At 53.0% G+C, this 17,020-nt stretch carries 14 protein-coding genes; 6 read left to right on the top strand and 8 right to left on the bottom strand.

Annotation, left to right across the window (positions count from 1 at the left end; all coding sequences use genetic code 11):
• The first annotated feature begins 389 nt into the window (after positions 1 to 389).
• From R6U67_RS07960 to ruvC, 3 genes are all read left to right on the top strand, one after another.
• Positions 390 to 1,508, top strand: a complete 1,119-nt coding sequence (locus R6U67_RS07960) for an ATP-dependent 6-phosphofructokinase (protein ID WP_410252050.1) — start codon at positions 390 to 392, stop codon at positions 1,506 to 1,508.
• 163 nt (positions 1,509 to 1,671) lie between these two features.
• Entirely contained in the window at positions 1,672 to 2,763 is a 1,092-nt protein-coding gene (bchI, locus tag R6U67_RS07955) for a magnesium chelatase ATPase subunit I (RefSeq protein WP_410252049.1), read from the top strand.
• Between the two features lie 15 nt (positions 2,764 to 2,778).
• A complete protein-coding gene (gene ruvC / locus R6U67_RS07950) occupies positions 2,779 to 3,261 on the top strand; it encodes a crossover junction endodeoxyribonuclease RuvC (protein WP_087709954.1) in 483 nt (160 codons plus the stop codon).
• A gap of 260 nt (positions 3,262 to 3,521) precedes the next feature.
• Here ruvC and R6U67_RS07945 read toward each other — a convergent pair whose 3' ends face one another.
• The 8 genes from R6U67_RS07945 to R6U67_RS07910 form a co-directional block, all read right to left on the bottom strand.
• On the bottom strand, positions 3,522 to 4,055 hold the full coding sequence (locus tag R6U67_RS07945; RefSeq protein WP_410252048.1) for a DUF3800 domain-containing protein: 534 nt from the start codon (positions 4,053 to 4,055) through the stop codon (positions 3,522 to 3,524).
• Positions 4,056 to 4,067: 12 nt separating this feature from the next.
• Positions 4,068 to 4,442: a DUF3800 domain-containing protein gene (locus tag R6U67_RS07940; RefSeq protein ID WP_410252047.1), complete on the bottom strand. Its 375-nt coding sequence runs from the start codon at positions 4,440 to 4,442 to the stop codon at positions 4,068 to 4,070.
• Positions 4,443 to 4,690: 248 nt separating this feature from the next.
• A complete protein-coding gene (locus R6U67_RS07935) occupies positions 4,691 to 7,786 on the bottom strand; it encodes an efflux RND transporter permease subunit (protein ID WP_410252046.1) in 3,096 nt (1,031 codons plus the stop codon).
• A gap of 17 nt (positions 7,787 to 7,803) precedes the next feature.
• Positions 7,804 to 9,318 carry an efflux RND transporter periplasmic adaptor subunit gene (locus R6U67_RS07930; protein WP_410252045.1) on the bottom strand — a complete coding sequence of 505 codons (1,515 nt, stop codon included), beginning with the start codon at positions 9,316 to 9,318 and terminating at the stop codon, positions 7,804 to 7,806.
• 74 nt (positions 9,319 to 9,392) lie between these two features.
• Positions 9,393 to 9,953, bottom strand: a complete 561-nt coding sequence (locus tag R6U67_RS07925) for a PadR family transcriptional regulator (protein ID WP_410252044.1) — start codon at positions 9,951 to 9,953, stop codon at positions 9,393 to 9,395.
• A gap of 159 nt (positions 9,954 to 10,112) precedes the next feature.
• Positions 10,113 to 11,069, bottom strand: a complete 957-nt coding sequence (locus R6U67_RS07920) for a succinylglutamate desuccinylase/aspartoacylase family protein (RefSeq protein ID WP_410252043.1) — start codon at positions 11,067 to 11,069, stop codon at positions 10,113 to 10,115.
• A gap of 180 nt (positions 11,070 to 11,249) precedes the next feature.
• Entirely contained in the window at positions 11,250 to 12,155 is a 906-nt protein-coding gene (gene rimK / locus R6U67_RS07915) for a 30S ribosomal protein S6--L-glutamate ligase (protein ID WP_410252042.1), read from the bottom strand.
• Between the two features lie 163 nt (positions 12,156 to 12,318).
• Positions 12,319 to 12,768: an ATP-dependent zinc protease gene (locus R6U67_RS07910; protein WP_410252041.1), complete on the bottom strand. Its 450-nt coding sequence runs from the start codon at positions 12,766 to 12,768 to the stop codon at positions 12,319 to 12,321.
• A 265-nt stretch (positions 12,769 to 13,033) separates the two neighbouring features.
• Between R6U67_RS07910 and R6U67_RS07905 the strand changes: the two genes are divergently transcribed.
• The 3 genes from R6U67_RS07905 to R6U67_RS07895 form a co-directional block, all read left to right on the top strand.
• On the top strand, positions 13,034 to 13,732 hold the full coding sequence (locus tag R6U67_RS07905) for a COP23 domain-containing protein (protein ID WP_410252040.1): 699 nt from the start codon (positions 13,034 to 13,036) through the stop codon (positions 13,730 to 13,732).
• A 57-nt stretch (positions 13,733 to 13,789) separates the two neighbouring features.
• On the top strand, positions 13,790 to 15,253 hold the full coding sequence (locus R6U67_RS07900; RefSeq protein ID WP_410252039.1) for a leucyl aminopeptidase: 1,464 nt from the start codon (positions 13,790 to 13,792) through the stop codon (positions 15,251 to 15,253).
• 172 nt (positions 15,254 to 15,425) lie between these two features.
• Positions 15,426 to 17,020, top strand: a 1,595-nt coding sequence (locus R6U67_RS07895) for an ArnT family glycosyltransferase (RefSeq protein WP_410252038.1), incomplete at its 3' end; no start/stop codon positions are given.

Here is a 17,020-nt window from a genome sequence, read left to right as displayed (position 1 = left end):
AGATCGAGCATTGTAGACGGGGTGCGGACCATAACGAAAAACTCCTCAATGGCTAGTGGTTTCAAGGTTATACGGTTTCTAGCTTAAGGAATTTTTCGCAATTGTGGCAAATGTGAGCCAAAATCCCTGACTGGAGGGGTCTTGAGTCCTTCTTAAGCGTTAGAGGTTAAGGGGTAGCGGCTATCCAACCTCTGATATCCCTGATAAAACTATTTTATTTTGAACAACATTTCTGTATTTTTGTCAAGTCTACGAGATCACGTTACGAGCAAAGTAATCAATTCTAAAGAAGTCTAAACAAAAGACAAGCAAATCACCAAAGTTTAGGAATCTATTTTAAAGTAAGAACAGGCCTGGGCTGCGTCTCCCACGAGGTTTAACGACACGTCATGAACACACCGAAACGCCTTGGAATCTTAACCAGTGGCGGTGATTGTCCTGGACTCAATGCCGCCATCAGAGCCGTCGTCAGCCATGCGACACTGACCTATGGCTGGGAAGTTCTGGGGATTCCTTACGCCACAGAGGGACTTCTCGAACGTAAAGCGGTTGCCCTGAATGTGCATGGCTTGGATATGCGGGGAATTGACCCGATGTTAAGTACAGGGGGAACGATTCTGGGTTCGATTAACCGAGGACCCACGGAGGCTCGGGCGCAAGAAATTATTGCCGGCTATCAGGCCCTAGAACTCGATGCTCTCATTAGTATTGGCGGTGACGGAAGTTTGGCGATTCTCTCTGAACTGGCTCGTCAGGGGAACTGGAACCTGGTTGGGATTCCCAAAACCATTGATAATGACGTGGCTTTGACGGAATGTTCCATTGGCTTTGATACGGCCGTCAATACCCTGGTCGATGCCCTGCATAAACTCAGTTATACCGCCGCGAGTCACGATCGCGTCATGGTCCTAGAAACGATGGGCCGTACCGCCGGCCATCTGGCCTTGCACGGTGGTATTGCTGGGGGAGCCGATGTGATCCTGATGCCGGAAATCCCCTATACCATAGAAGGGGTTTGTCGTCAAATTAGTGAGTTGCGCGATCGCTGGGGTCATAAATTCGCCATTGTTTTGGTGGCCGAAGGAGCCAAAACCCTCTCCGGGGAATCTCGGGAATATCGCGACGCTCAAGGTGAAATGCGCCTGCGGGGGATTGGAGAATATGTCACCGATGAGATTTGTCGCTACACCGATAATGGCATTGAGGCTCGCGTCAGTGTCTTAGGTCATGTGCAGCGGGGGGGGATTCCCTCAGCCTTCGATCGCGTCCTGGCCTCAGTCTTGGGCAAAGGGGCCGTAGATTTAGTGGCCCAGGAACAGTTCGGTCAGATGGTGGTCTGGCAAAATGGCCGGGTGCGATCGGTCTCTCTCGATGAAGTCTGCGCCCGTAGCCCTCGCCTGATTACCCCAGAAGGGGATTTAGTACAAACCGCCCAAGCCTTGGGAATTTACGTCGGCGAGTTGGAAGTCCCGGCCCAGTTTGGCTCAGCAGACCTCGTTAGACCGTAGGGGGCCTCGCGGCTCGGGGTACAACGGCTCGGGGTACAATGGAGGATGGTTATTTTTTTGCAATAACCCGACGTGATGGGTGTCGTTGAGATTCCCTCATCACCGCTATCGATATCCTCAACTGTAAACTCAACGCCGACGCGAACACTATCTTTAAACTCGCATGACTGTAACTGCCGACGCTACTCCGATTGTCTCCACTCAGCCCCGTCGCCGTGCCGTGTTTCCCTTTACGGCGATTGTGGGACAAGAGGAAATGAAACTTGCTCTGTTGCTCAATGTCATCGACCCGAAAGTGGGTGGGGTGATGATTATGGGCGATCGCGGAACCGGAAAATCCACCACAATTCGGGCGTTGGCCGACTTACTGCCGGAAATGGAGGTGGTCGCCGATGATCCCTTTAGCAGTGACCCTCATAACCCTGAATTGATGAGTGATGAGGTGCGCGATCGCCTCACTCGCGGCGAAACCCTCCCCGTCGCCAAGAAAAAAGTCACCATGATTGACTTACCCCTCGGGGCCACGGAAGACCGCGTTTGTGGAACCATCGATATTGAAAAAGCCCTCTCGGAAGGGGTGAAAGCCTTTGAACCGGGACTGTTAGCCAAAGCCAATCGCGGCATCCTCTATGTCGATGAGGTGAACCTCCTCGATGACCATTTGGTGGATGTACTGCTTGATTCCGCCGCCTCGGGTTGGAATACCGTCGAACGGGAAGGAATTTCCATTCGCCACCCCGCCAGTTTTGTGCTGGTTGGGTCCGGGAACCCCGAGGAAGGGGAATTACGACCCCAGTTATTGGACCGCTTTGGGATGCACGCCGAAATTCGCACCGTGCGCGATCCTGAGTTGCGGGTGAAAATCGTCGAGGAGCGATCGCAGTTCGATCGCAACCCCCAAGACTACCTCAGCGATCACCACGAGACGCAACAGGAGTTACAGGAGAGATTGCTGCAAGCTCAAAATCTCTTGGGTTCCGTTGAGATTAGCCATGAGTTGCGAGTGCAGATTTCTCAAGTCTGTGCTGAACTCGATGTCGATGGTTTGCGGGGCGATATTGTCACCAACCGGGCCGCCAAAGCCTTAGCCGCCTTTGAAGGCCGGACTGAGGTGACGGTGGATGATATCAGCCGTATTATCACCCTCTGTTTGCGTCACCGCCTACGCAAAGATCCCATGGAAACCATCGATTCCGGGACCAAAGTGCAAAAGGTGTTTTCCGAGGTGTTCGGGATTCCCATGGATGAGAACTAACTGGGTGAACGCTCAATGACAGAAGCCAACCCGTGCATTTTAGGACTCGATCCGGGGTTGGCGCGTTTGGGGTTTGGGGCGATCGTCTCTGATGGGGGCGATCGCCTCAAACCCCTTGATTTTGGCATTATCCAAACTCCGGCGAAACAACCGATTGGCGATCGCCTCCAGACCATTTATGAAGATTTACACGCTCTGTGTGAGCAGTTTTCACCGCAACTGGTGGTGATTGAAAAGCTCTTTTTCTATCGTATGAGCAATTTGATTCTGGTGGCCCAAGCCCGAGGGGTGATGATGTTAGTCTTAGCTCAACATAACCTGCCTTTAATTGAATTGACTCCAGGACAAGTTAAACAGTCATTAACGGGCTATGGGAACGCCTCCAAATTGGAGGTTCAGGAAGCTGTGGCGCGGGAGTTGGACTTAGATGAAATCCCCAAACCTGATGATGCGGCTGATGCGTTGGCGGTGGCGATCGCCGGGACGTTTTTTGCCTAAAAGTTTCTTGTTGAGGAAATAGAAAAAGACTAAAATAGCTGAAACCTATACTGAGCAAAGCTTAGAGAGTAAGTTCTATAACCTGAATGGTTACGCGGGCGGCTGGTGCAAGACGTTGGACTTGAGCGACAGATTAAAAAATGTAAAATACTTGACTAACGCTATCTTGTTGAGTATAATTTAGTTGGAGCTTAGCTCAGGGGTAGTCGTATGACTGCCGCACTCAACCGCACCAAGACCAAGGTCGCGGTTTTTGTGTTTTAAAGCGAATCCTCAAAGCAGTAGTATTTTATCCCCATCTTTTCAAGGCTATCAGGTGTTAAAACGGCATCAACTAGCTTCTGATGCCGAATAAGCTCCTGAAATGCACGGTTTTGAGGCTGACCTTTAGATTTTGCGATGGGATACAAGCACAGGTCAGCGATTTGTAGAATGGGGTGATTTTTAGACTTCCCCTGTATACCTGTAAGAACCTGCCGTATTTGGTTAGATGTTAGTGGTGCATATTTAGTAGAGGTTTCAGCACTGAAGGGAGCTCCCGAATCTCTCAGGTCGTTAAAGTAGCTGGTTATGAGTTTATCTTCCTTTTTACCCGCCTTTTCAAAATAAACCATAACTTCTCCACCCTGAAGGACAACATACTTGCTGACACGCTCTAACAAAATTGAGAACGCACTCTTCATCATCTCCCATGTATTGCTACCATAGCGTTCGAGATACCGATCTAGATAGCCCTGCCGAGAAATAACGCATCCATGAACAATAATCGGGCACTGAACAATCGTATCTGTCAAGTCCTGCAAGAACTAATTTTGCTCGTCTTCTGATCTAAGTCCTAGCCAAGCAAAGTTTTTCTTTTTACTCCGAATTTCGTTACCATGTAAAGGAACACTTTCGTCAATTTCCCAACGTTGTTTAAAATCTGCGATTTTTCGACGAATGCGGCTTTCATCATGATGCTGGATTAAGACTCCTCCAACCGCGAAGTAGCTGGCTTGGTCTCTGGGATTTGGCTTGGGACTGCCACTCTCATCCATGTAAAAGGCAAAGGATTGACTCACAAAGCTTAAACCAAGGTAAAGACATTTAATTTGAAAACCATCATACCACAATTGAATTGCTAGGTTGTTGTCTAACCAGTGCTTGTGCAGAACAAAAAGTACGCGCCGTTGCTGAATCATACTTTTATCTGCCGCCTGTGAAGCGAAACGTTAGGTTGCTTAGTCCCCATCCTCAGGGTTACAAGACCGGCTTCCGAGTGTTAGGCGTGGGCGAGCGAAGGAAGGTTCAGTTGATTTTGCCTCGTTTGGCTTAACCTGAATTCGCGTTAATTTATTACATTGAACACAAAATAGTAGGGGCAAAAAATTTTTTGCCCCTACTACTGCTTTTGAAACCTAACCACCCCACATTTATCACTCCCAGAAACTCAATGTTCCGGCTCCAAATGCAAGTTGCGCACCATCTTCTTCTGCACCCCATTAATGAGTACATAAAAGACCGGAATCACATAGAGACTCAAGAGCGTCGAAACAAACATTCCGCCCACCACAGACATCCCAATCGAAACACGACTCATGGCTCCCGCCCCAGTTGCAAACGCCAACGGCATCAAGCCGAAAATCGTCGAAAACGCCGTCATCAAAATCGGACGAAAACGAATTCGACCCGCCTCAATCACCGCTCGGTAAATTGAGAATCCTTCCGCTCGTTTCTGATTAGCAAACTCCACAATCAAAATGGCATTCTTGGTCGCCAAACCAATCAACATAATCAAGCCAATTTGACTATAGATATTCAACTCCAAACCAAAGAGCATCAACGCACCCAACGCCCCAACCAGAGACAGGGGAACCGTTAATAACACCACAATGGGGTCCAAATAACTCTCAAACTGAGCCGATAAGACCAAGAAAATAAAGGCCATCGCTAAGCCAAAAATAAAGGCCGTCGCTTCCCCGGCTTCAGCAAACTCCAGAGATTCCCCCGCCAACGCCGTTGTCACCCCATCAGGGGCAATCTCATCGGCCAACTCTTGTAAAGCCGCGATCGCTTCTCCTAAGCTGTATCCCGGAGCTGGACTGCCTTCAATCGTGGCAGAACGAAAACGCTGATAATGCTCAATTTGTGGGGGAGTTGTCGTCGTTGCTAGACGGACTAAATTACTTAATGGCACTAACTCTCCCTCACTGGTTCGTAGAGAAAGCTCTCGAATACTCTCAGGACTCAGGCGGAATTCTTCTTCAGCCTGAACCACCACCTCATAGCGGCGATTTTCGCGGTTAAAGCTGGTGATTTCCTGTCCCCCTAAGAGAATCTGTAAGGTATTGGAAATATCTTGAGCGTTAATTCCCAGGTTAGCCGCTTGTTGACGGTCAATTTCTACCGTGACTTCCGGCTGAGTCAATTTTAAGGTTGTATCAACATTCCTCAATTCGGGCAGTTGATTCGCCCGTTGCGCTAACTCCCCGGAAATGTCCGCTAACTGCTCTAAACTCGGTCCTTGTAACACCAATTGCACCGGCTGACCGAGTCCTCCACCAGGTAACGCCGGCGGATTGACCGGAAAAATTAACGCATCCGAAATTTGGGAAAAGCGCCCAAATAATTGTCCAATCAGGGCTTGTTGAGATTGCTGGGGTTCTTCTCGTTGCGACCAAGGTTGCAGTCGTACAAAGGCAATCCCCTGATTCACCTGACCCGGTGCGCCGCGCCCAAAAGCACCAATACTAAAGTAATAGCGAACTTCGGGCATCTCCTCATAGACCGCTTCGACTTGCCGCATCACGTCATCGGTGTAGTCAATGCTAACCCCTTGGGGCGCGTTGACAATGGTCAAAATCTGCCCCCGGTCTTCGTCGGGTAGGAAACCTTTGGGAATTTGGCTAAATAAAATCCCCAGCAGACCGATTGAGAGGATAAAGCCAACCACAATCAAGGGTTTGACGGACAGAGCCAGCCGCAGACTCGAAGCATAAAAGTTGGCGGCGGCGGTTAGGAGATCTTCAACTTTATCGAAAATCCAGCCATGCAGCATCGAGTGCGGTTTCAGAACTCGGGCCGACAAACTTGGGGCGAGGGTGAGGGCGACAAAGGATGAGACAATCACGGACCCGGCTAGGGTTAGGGCAAATTCTGCAAATAACTGTCCCGTTACGCCCGTCGCAAAGCCCACGGGGAGAAATACCGCCACCAACACAACAGTGGTGGCAATGACGGCAAAAATGACCTCTTCTAAGCCTTTGATGGCGGCTTGATAGGGTTTCATCTCCTCTTGTTCGATGTAGCGGACGATGTTTTCTAAGACGACGATGGTATCGTCCACCACTAGCCCGGTGGCTAGGGTGAGGGCAAAGAGAGTTAGGGTGTTAATCGAGAAGTCCAGGATAAACATAATCCCGAAGGCTGAAATCAGCGAGACGGGAATGGTTACAGCCGGGACAATGGTGGCTCGCCAGTCGCGCAGGAAGAAGAAGATGACGACGATAACCAGGAAAACCGCCACATAGAGAGACCCCCAGACTTCATCGATCGCCAGTTGCACAAATTCTGAGTTATCGACGGCGACTTCGTAATTCATCCCTGGGGGGAAGTTGGGTTTGAGGTCGGTCATTTTGGCCCGTGCGTCGGCGGCGACGTTGAGGGTGTTGGCGGTCGAGAGTTTGACGACCCCTAAGCCGACGGCGGGGCGACCGTTAAAGCGCACGAAGGAGCGATCGTCTTCGGCGCCAATTTCGGCATAGCCAATGTCTTGGAAGCGAATTTGGGTGCCGTTGCTGGTGGTCCGCAGCACTAGGGCTTCATACTCTTCGGGTTCTCGCAGTCGTCCTAGGGTTCGTACGGAAAATTCATTTTGGTTGCCTTCGATGCGTCCGCTGGGGAGTTCGATGTTTTCTTGCCGGAGGACGTTTTGCACGTCGAGAATGGTGAGGTTGCGGGCTTCAAGGCGTTGGGGATCGATCCAAAGCCGCATGGCGTAGCGACGTTCGCCCCCGATGATGACACTACTCACGCCGTCGATGGTTTCGAGGGCATCGACGATAAAGCGATCGGCGTAGTCACTCAGTTCTAGGGTGCTGATGCCTTCCTCTTCGCTGTAGAGGCCAAACCAGATGATGGGGGCGGCGTCACCGGATTCGCGGCGAATGACGGGGGACTCGGCGTTGTCGGGGAGTTCTCCGACGACTTGGGCGATGGTGCGTTGGACTTCTTGGGCGCCAATGTCAACGTCTTGGTCGAGGTCGAATTGTACGGTGATGGAACTGACGGCCTGGCGACTTTGGGAGGTTAGGGTGCGCACGCCATCAACGCTGTTGAGTTCGGCTTCGAGGATTTCGGTGACTTCGGTTTCGACGACGCTAGGGTTAGCCCCTGGATAGACGGTGGTGACGCTGACGACGGGGGGGTCAATGCTGGGAAGTTCCTGGACGGGAAGACTTCCATACCCGACGATTCCCACTAGCATCAGCAGTAGGGAACAGACGGAGGCGAAGACGGGGCGTTTGATGAAAAACTGATAAAACATCTTCGGAGGCTGGGGGGTTAAGGGCTAGGGGCAACGGGTTGTCCGTCGCGGATTTTTTGGATGCCAGAGGTGATCAGACGATCGCCGGGTTCGAGTCCGCTGATGACTTCACTTTGGTCGCCTTGGCTGTCTCCGAGTTCAACTTGGCGACGTTGGGCGGTGAGGGTCTCTCCGTCTCCTTCGGCGACGAAGACGAACCGTCGCTGGCCTTGGAAGGTGACGGCGGTGGTGGGGATGATGATGGTGTCGGGTCGTTGTCGCCAGATGATGCGCGATCGCACGAATTGGCGATCGCGTAGGCGACCGTCGGGATTGTCGAAGGCGACTTTGACTAGGATCGATTGGGACTCGGGATCGACTTGAGGCGAGATAAAGTTGACTCGTCCGGTAGCTGGGGCGGTGGTATCGGCATCTGTTGGATCGAGGAGTTCGACGGGGAGTCCGAGATCGAGGTCATTACTCCGTTCGAGGGGAATTGATAGCTGTAGTTCTAGGCGATCGTTTTGGGTGAGGGTGGTGAACAGATCGCCTCGACTGACGGAATCCCCCACTTGCAGGGGAATATCCCCGACCATACCGCTAAAGGGGGCGATGATTTGGGTGTCTTCTAGGTTGACTTCGATTGACCGCGCCTCGGCCATGGCCGCGTCTAGGTCGGCTTCGGCTTGGGCGATTTCTTCGGGGCGGGTTCCGGTTTCGAGTTCTAGCAGGGCCTGTCGTTGTTCTTCAACTTCGGCACTGAGGCGGCTAATGCTAGTGTCTTGGGTTTCTTCGAGTTCTTGTCGCCGCCGTTGGGCTTCTTCAAAATTGGCTTGGGCGGTGCGATACCGTTCTCGGGCTTCGTCGAGGTCATCGGTGGGAATGGCCCCCTGGGCTTCGAGGGTTTGGAACCGTTCGAGTCGTTGTTGGGCCAGGTTCAGGGTGGCGCGGGCCGATTCAATGCGAGACTCGGCTTGGGCGATTTGCGAGGGACTGGCCCCGGATTGGGCGTCTTGTAGGTTGGCTTCGGCTTGTCTGAGACGGGCGCGGGCCTGGGCAATGTCTTCTTGTCGTGGCCCGGCTTGCAGTTCGGCGAGTCTGGCGCGGGCGCGGTTGATGTTGGCTTCGGCTTGGGCCAGACTGGCTTCGACGGCGCGGCGATCGATTTGGGCTAGGGGTTCGCCTTGGCCGACAATGTCGCCGGGACGGACGTAGATGGCGCGAATTTCCCCGCTGCTTTCTGAGCGTAGGCTGGCGGTTTGTTGCGCTTCTAGGATTCCGACAAATTCGGAACTATCTTCAACGGTCGTGGTTTCCACGGTCGTGGTTTCTACGGGGGTTGGGGGCGGTCCCTGTTGTTGTTCTTGTCCGGCCGCTTGTTGGGATTGCCACCATTGCCAGCCGAGGAAACCACCGCCGCCAAGTAGCAGCAAGCCCAGTAACAGGATGAGCCACCATTTGGGCGGGTTGGGGCTGTCTTGTTCGACGACGGGAGTCTCTTGTTCGGTTTCGACGGGGGCGGTTGGTTGGGAGGAGATGTTGTCGGTTGGCATAATCGACCTAAAGGAGAATAAGGGAAGCGAACAAACAATGTGTTGTTTGTTGTTTGGAGTTAGGGGGTTGGGGGCTAAACGGGTTGATGTTTTTTGATGTCGAATGAGTCGTTGCTGTCGGCTCTCCGGGCTGTTTCTTGCTGGAGTTGCTCTTGCAACCAATCGATTTCCTCGTTGAGCATATCCAGGTGGCGCAGCCAGGTCGCATGCTGGTAGAGATCTTGGGAAAAATCTTGCTGATGAACGTAGTCTTGGCGACTGTGGCAGGCGTGCAGCCGACGTTTCAATAGTTTTAGGCGCAAGTCAGGCTCGATATCGCTGAAGAAAAAGAATTTCACCATAAACCGACAACGACTTTTCATCCAACTGTCTCGGGACTGTTGTTGCATCAGGGTCCGCCATTGCTGTTTCCCTTGGGGGGTGATGTTGTAGATTTTGCGCTCACCGCCGCTCTCGGGGCTATCTTCGATGTGACATTCGATGAAACCGCGCTCTTCTAAGCGATGCAAGAGGGGATAAATCGCGCCGTAGTTGACGCTCATGCAACTCCCCATGAAGAGTTCGAGTTGCTGCTTGAGTCGATAGCCGTGGAGGGGTTCCCGTTGCAGTAAGCCGAGGGCGGAGAGTTCTAACATCTAAATCTGATATATCAGTTTGATATAGGTGGGGCTAAAACCACTATAGCCAATTTTTGGGAGGGGGCGATCGCAATTCCGGAGGGTTTGTCAAAAATCCCTCTTTGGATTCTTGTACGCTAATCTTGTTGCCTCATATACCATATAAAATATTTTTTGTCAACCCAAAAGATTGGGAAACCGTGCCAAATGTACAATGCCATCCCCTTGATTGACGAGGGGATTTTGGGTCATGCCAATAATGAGTCCATCGCAGGGGGCTTTGACTGTGGCGCGGACGTTGCCGAAGACATCAACAATCACGCCGAGTTTTTCCCGCTTTTGAACGGGTTGGCCGAGTTCAACATCTAGGAGTAGGATTCCCCCCTGGGGCGATCGCATCCATTGGGTCTTACGAGCTTCGACCGGTGGTACAGGAGCGGCGTTGGGGGGATGATCAGACATCCCTAGGGCAGACATCACCCGTAACACCCCTTCGACCCCTAACTGAATGGCCTGGGGATTAAAACGCAAGGCTTCCCCAGCTTCATAGAGAAGCACCGGAATCCCCTGTTTCGTGGCGGCTTGACGCAGGGAGCCATCGCGGGTGGTGGAGTGAATGACGACTGGGGCGCCAAAGGCGATCGCACAGCGATGGGTTTCAGCATCCTCAAGATTGGCGCGAATCTGGGGTAAATTGACACGATGGTCTGAGGCGGTATGTAAATCAATACCATGAGTCGATTGGGACACCACCTCCTTCATAAACAAACTCGCTAAGCGAGAGGCCAGAGATCCCCGAGAGGAACCGGGAAAGGAGCGATTGAGGTCACGGCGGTCTGGCAGATAGCGCGATTGCTCAATAAACCCAAAGACATTAACAATTGGAACCATAATCACGGTTCCCCGCAGTTGGTGAGGATGAATCACATCCATCAAGCGGCGGACAATTTCAACGCCATTAATTTCATCACCATGAATCGCGGCACTCACCCACAGGATGGGGCCATCTTCGGGGCCTCGAATCACGGTAATGGGCAGAGATATGGGGGTTTGCGTCGGTAGGCGAGCAACGGGAAGTTCGAGGTGTTGGCGAGTTTGGGGGGGAATCTCGGTTCCGCCAATTTTGAAGGGCATAGGGAAGGGGGGAAGGCAAGAGGCAAGAGGCAAGAGGCAAGAGGCAAGAGGCAAGAGGCAAGAGGCAAGAGGCAAGAGGCATAACCCACCCCTAACCCCTCCCAAGAGGGGATGGCAAGAGGCAATAGAAAAAGCGGGCATTGCCCGCCTGCTGGCTATTGACCGCTTGTGATGGACGGGTTAGTAGGGGATGCGATCGCGGGGGGCGCTGGCGCCGGCCTTTTTCTCCAGAAATTCGATGATTTTGCCGGCCACATCGACTCCAGTTGAGCCTTCAATCCCTTCTAAGCCAGGAGATGAATTGACTTCCATGACCACCGGGCCGTGATTGGAGCGTAACAAATCGACTCCGGCAATTTTTAACCCCATTGCTTTGGCGGCGCGGACGGCTGTGGTGCGTTCTTCGGGGGTGAGTTTAATTTTTTCGGCTTTGCCACCCCGATGGACATTAGAGCGAAACTCTCCGGGGGCGCCCTGGCGTTTCATGGAGGCGACGACCTTATCGTTGACCACAAAACAACGCAAATCAGCGCCCTTGGCTTCCTGGATAAACTCCTGCACTAAGATATTGGCATCGAGTCCTCGGAAGGCTTCAATCACAGAGGTGGCGGCTGGGGTGGTTTCAGCTAAGACGACGCCAATTCCCTGAGTCCCTTCGAGGAGTTTAATCACTAGGGGGGCGCCGTTGACGATACCGATGAGGCCCTCAATGTCCTTGGTGGAGTGAGCAAAACCGGTAACGGGTAAGCCGATGCCTTCGCGAGCTAGGATTTGCAGACAGCGTAACTTATCCCGAGAGCGAGAAATGGCTTGGGATTCGTTGGCGGTAAAGACTCCCATCATCTCGAATTGGCGGACAACAGCGGTTCCATAAAAGGTGTGGGAAGCGCCAATGCGAGGAATAACGGCTTCAACGTCAGTTAGGGGATTCCCTTGATAAATGACTGAGGGCCGGTGAGAGGTAATACTCATGTAACAGCGGAGATGGTCGATGACTCGCATCTGATGTCCGCGTTGTTCTCCGGCTTCTCTGAGACGTTTGGTGGAATACAGAGACGCATTTTGGGAGAGGATGGCAATTTTCATGGAGAGGCAAGAGGCAAGAGGCAAGAGGCAAGAGGTAAGCTAGTCAGCTAGCAAGCTAGCTGACAATAGGGATCACCCAGTTAAGATCTCCTGGGAGGGATGGGAGGAGGCACTTGTGAGAAGATGCCTTGAGTTTGGGTGAGAGGGGTTAGGCGTTGAGGGGTCATGGCTGCTGGGGAGTTGGGTTAAGAAGATAAGAGTGACCGGGGTCGACGAGGAAGCGTCCGCGAACCGCTTGTCGTCCGAGAAGCATTCGGAACCCCATGACATCGCGGTTGGTGAGGGTGAGTTCGATAGACCATTGGTGCTGCGCCAGTTGTACCGGAGTCACAATGACATAGCGCAACTCAGCTTTGCCCCCGGAGTTGCGGACTTCACGGCGATCGAGGATGTCGGCCTGGGCGGTAACTACTGTCATTGTATCCCGTTGTTGGGGATGGACTTTAAAGCGGATGCGGGGGCGATCGCCCAAGGGAGGGATGTCTTCGATGTCGTAAGCATGGAGGGCCGAGGATCTGGCACCGGTGTCGATTTTGGCTTTAATCTGGGTAATCCCTAATTCCGGCAAGCTCAGCCATTCTCGCCAACCGATGGTTTGGGGTGAAACGGTCATAGGAGAATTAACGGTAAACGGAAAATCGGCAAGAGGTTGGACATGACAGGTTGTCAGTCAAAGGTTTCAGGTGATGGGTCTGGTGATGGATCTTGGGAAGGAAATCCGATCACGGTCTGTTTTGGGGGAGAGTGGTTTGGGGATAGGTTGCATGGAGTGGGGTAACGGTGACGGGTCATGAGGAGGCGTTGTCCCTCTTGGCACTTTTTACGGGATTCATGGTCTGAAAGACTAGGGAATACGGAGACGACGGACTGAGAGGCGAATGCAAAGATGGGGGTTGACTTGTGGTTTGGCGATGATGGGGGCGATCGCCGCCCTATCAGTCCATCCTAGTATCGCTCAAGAGGTCATTCCTGAGATCAGCCGGCAGTTTGGTCGTGGAACGGCGCGGTTTCAACCGGAACGGCCGTCGTCTCCTGGGTCATCTCAGGGCAATTTAGAGCAACGGGATTTAGAGCAACGGGATTTAGAGCAACGGGATTTAGAGTTTAGCTGTCGCCAGGAGAATCAGCGGTTTGTTTTGTTGGTACAAATGCCAACGGAAGCGTTGCCGTTATTGCAATGGCCTCTGGTGGCGACGACGGAGTTGGCGGCTGATGATCCCTGTTGGCAAGCCTCGCAACGGTTGCAACAGGCCTATGAGGATGATGAGGTGAATTATATAACTCTAGGTCGTGTTGAGGGTCAGTTTGTGGTCTGTTTGGTGGGCGATCGCCGCTCAGGTTGTAATCGCCAGAATGTTCTGCTGACGATTCCTCCGTTGGCGGTGTCCCGAGAACCGACGACGGAAGGGATGATGTCACAACTGTTTGAGTTGGATTTTGCGGAGGCGCAGTCGAGTCGCTGTGATATTGATGACAGTGTGTATGTGAATCTGCGAGACTATCTCGATCGCGATCGCGGTCAGTCATCCGAGTTATCCTGCCGCTGCTATTGTGGATTTTGCGTGTGTCCCCAATGAGCCGAGTCAGGTAATCTAGTCAATAGCCTAGATTGATACGTAGAGAGATTGGAGTTTATGAAATTTAATGCGATCGCAACGACGGCCTTAGACTGGACGGGGGATGGCCTGGCTCTAGCGCTTCAAGAGACGGATTTGCCGTTATCCGGCGAGTGGGCCAAACTCGATGAAAAACTGGCGGGAACCCTCAGCGAACTGATCGAAGAAAGCCAGTTCGAGGGCAAATTAGGCAACAGTGCCGCTACCCGAGTTGGTGGCGGAAGTGCTATCCGTAAGGTGATTTTGGTAGGGTTAGGAGACTCGACCTCCCTCGAGGACTGGCGACGGGCCAGTGCGGCCATGGCCCGGCTAGCGAAGCAACAAAATTGTAAAACGGTTGCCATCGCGACTCCGGTCTGGAATGGCGATCGCACCTCGACGGCCCAGGCCTTAGTCGAAGGCTTTGAGTTGGCGTTGCACCAGGATCAGCGGTTTAAGTCGGAGGAGGACAAAACCACTCAGGTCGAAACCGTGAACTTGCTGGGATTTGAGGGCGAAGATGCGGCCATTGAGATGGCTTTGAAGATTTGTTCTGGGGTGATTTTGGCGCGGGAGTTGGTGGCAGCACCGGCTAATAGCATCAATCCGCTCACTTTGGCTGAAACGGCTCAGGCGATCGCCAATGAGTATGGACTCGACTTGACCATTTTGGAAAAAGAGGACTGTCAGAAACGAGGGATGGGCGCTTTCCTGGCGGTGGCCCAAGCGTCGGATATCCCACCGAAGTTTGTGCATATGGTCTATAAGCCCAAAGGTAAGCCCCGCAAGAAATTGGCCATTGTGGGCAAGGGTCTAACCTTTGACTCGGGTGGACTCAATCTCAAACCCAGTGGGAGCGGTATCGAAACCATGAAAATTGATATGGGTGGGGCCGGGGCCACGTTTGGGGCCGCTAAGGCGATCGCCCAACTGAAACCGGATGTGGAGGTTCACTTCATCTCGGCAATCTGTGAAAACATGATTAGCGGGCGTGCAATGCACCCAGGAGACATCTTAACCGCTTCAAATGGCAAAACAATCGAAGTGAACAACACGGACGCAGAAGGGCGTTTAACGCTGGCTGATGCGTTGGTCTATGCTGATAAACTCGACGTGGATGCGATGGTGGATCTAGCTACTCTCACGGGGGCCTGTGTGGTGGCGTTAGGGGATACGATCGCCGGTCTGTGGAGTCCTGATGATACGGTGGCTGAGGCGTTTTTGACGGCCTCGCAGCAAAGTGGTGAGAAGCTCTGGCGGATGCCCCTGGAGGAACCCTATTTTGAGGTCATGAAGTCGGTTCATGCGGATATGAAAAACACGGGAAGCCGTGCCGGTGGTTCGATTACGGCGGCTTTGTTCCTGAAGCAGTTTGTGGACAAAACCCCCTGGGCGCATTTGGATATTGCGGCCCCGGTTTGGACGGACAAGGATAATGGCTACAACAGCACCGGCGCAACGGGTTTCCCGGTCCGGACTTTGGTGAATTGGGTGATCAGTTAGGCCATCTCTTGCCTGTTGCCGATTGCCAGGAGGTGCGTTCCGGCAGGTTCCTATTGAATGTTCAATGCTGACAAGGATTGCAAGCCGGAACGCACCCTACCCTTTTGCCTTTTGCCTTCTTCCCCCTGTTCCCTGTTCCGGTGTTCCCTGTTCCCTGTTCCCCTCTCCCCCCATGAAAACCCCTGAAAAGTTCCCAAAATTGGTTTGGGGCATCTCCCTGTCGGCTGTTGTTTTAGCGGGGGGGTTGGCGTTTCTGTATCAGTTGGGAACGACGAATTTGGTGGATGAGACGGAACCGTTGTTTGCGGAGGCGGCCCGTCAGATGACGGTGACGGGGGATTGGATTACGCCGTATTTTAATGGGGAAACTCGTTTTGATAAGCCGCCGCTGGTGTATTGGTTGATGGCGATCGCCTATAGGCTAATCGGTACGAATGAGTGGGCGGTGCGGCTTCCTTCGGCGTTGTCGGCCATCGCCCTGATGGCGGGAACCTATGTCACTCTCTGGCGTTTTGTGTCTCCGGCGTCGGGAAGTCGCCAGGGTTGGTTGCTTCCTTGGGGTGCGGCGAGTTTGGGGGCGATCGCGATCGCCTTTAATCCCCAAGCGTTGATTTGGGGACGCACAGGAGTTTCGGATATGCTGCTGTGTGCCTGTGTGGGGTTGTCTCTGTTGTCGTTTTTTTGGGGCTATGCGACGGCGGGAAAGACCCAGAATTGGGCCTATTTGAGCTTTTTTGTCTGGATGGGGTTGGCGGTTTTGGCGAAGGGGCCGGTAGGGATGGTGTTACCGGTGGGGATTATTGGTGGGTTTCTTCTCTATGGGGGCAAGCTGAAGGTCGTTTGGCGGGAAATGCGGCCGTTGCGGGGTTGGCTGATTTTTCTGCTGATTACGGTTCCTTGGTATCTGTTGGTTTGGCAGGCTAATGGGGAGGCGTATATTGAGAGTTTCTTTGGTTATCACAATGTGGAACGGTTTACGCGGGTGGTAAATCGTCATAGTGGTCCCTGGTATTTCTATTTTGGGGTGGTGTTGCTGGGGTTTGCCCCTTGGTCTGCTTATCTGCCGGCGGCGATCGCCCGTTTGCGGGTTTGGCGACGGGGCTGGTGGTGTAAACTGTCGCGTCAGGACCAGTTGGGCGGGTTTGCCCTGTTTTGGTTTGGTGGGGTGTTTGTCTTTTTTACGGTGGCGGTGACGAAACTACCGAGTTATGTGTTGCCCTTAATTCCGGCGGCGGCGATTTTGGTGTCTCTGCTGTTGAGTGAGGAGATGTTACATCGCCCGAGTGTCTCCCGTCGTTGGCTGTCGGCGAGTCATGTTGGGAGTTGGTTGCTTTGGATGGTGATGGCGATCGCCCTGGCGGTTTTGCCGTTTATTATTGGCCCCGACCCGGTGGTCGATCGCATTGATTTAAAGATTTTTGAGTCGGGGTTGACGACGTGGGGGGCTGGGGTGATTGTGGCGATCGCTTCGGTGGTGGAAGCCTGTATTTTGACGCGCCGCCGGGGGGTGGCGATCGCCCAAGTGACGGGGTTTGCGCTCTTTTTGTTGTTGGTCGCTCATCCCATGTTTGGGCTTTTGGATGAGTTACGTCAACAACCGATTCGTCAGATGGCGGAGACGGCGAAGGCGGTCTATCAACCGGGCGATCGTCTCCTCTCGGTGGGGTTTGAAAAGCCTTCGATTGTCTTTTATACTCAGCAGCCGGTGACCTATGTTTCCCGTCCGTCTTTGGGGCGAGAAGATCTACGCCAGCAAGTCGAACAGGG

It is taken from the genome of Sodalinema sp., from assembly GCF_046483825.1.
Classification (GTDB): Bacteria; Cyanobacteriota; Cyanobacteriia; order Cyanobacteriales; family Geitlerinemataceae; genus Sodalinema.
The sequence above is the reverse complement of the archived record's forward strand: the minus strand, read 5'-3'. Positions and strand labels throughout refer to the sequence as shown.

Coding starts and splice junctions, on each gene's coding strand:
- R6U67_RS07960 (WP_410252050.1), top strand. CDS start 390: ATGAACACACCGAAACGCCTTGGAATCTTAACCAGTGGCGGTGATTGT.
- bchI (WP_410252049.1), top strand. CDS start 1,672: ATGACTGTAACTGCCGACGCTACTCCGATTGTCTCCACTCAGCCCCGT.
- ruvC (WP_087709954.1), top strand. CDS start 2,779: ATGACAGAAGCCAACCCGTGCATTTTAGGACTCGATCCGGGGTTGGCG.
- R6U67_RS07940 (WP_410252047.1), bottom strand. CDS start 4,442: ATGATTCAGCAACGGCGCGTACTTTTTGTTCTGCACAAGCACTGGTTA.
- R6U67_RS07935 (WP_410252046.1), bottom strand. CDS start 7,786: ATGTTTTATCAGTTTTTCATCAAACGCCCCGTCTTCGCCTCCGTCTGT.
- R6U67_RS07930 (WP_410252045.1), bottom strand. CDS start 9,318: ATGCCAACCGACAACATCTCCTCCCAACCAACCGCCCCCGTCGAAACC.
- R6U67_RS07925 (WP_410252044.1), bottom strand. CDS start 9,953: ATGTTAGAACTCTCCGCCCTCGGCTTACTGCAACGGGAACCCCTCCAC.
- R6U67_RS07920 (WP_410252043.1), bottom strand. CDS start 11,069: ATGCCCTTCAAAATTGGCGGAACCGAGATTCCCCCCCAAACTCGCCAA.
- rimK (WP_410252042.1), bottom strand. CDS start 12,155: ATGAAAATTGCCATCCTCTCCCAAAATGCGTCTCTGTATTCCACCAAA.
- R6U67_RS07910 (WP_410252041.1), bottom strand. CDS start 12,768: ATGACCGTTTCACCCCAAACCATCGGTTGGCGAGAATGGCTGAGCTTG.
- R6U67_RS07905 (WP_410252040.1), top strand. CDS start 13,034: ATGCAAAGATGGGGGTTGACTTGTGGTTTGGCGATGATGGGGGCGATC.
- R6U67_RS07900 (WP_410252039.1), top strand. CDS start 13,790: ATGAAATTTAATGCGATCGCAACGACGGCCTTAGACTGGACGGGGGAT.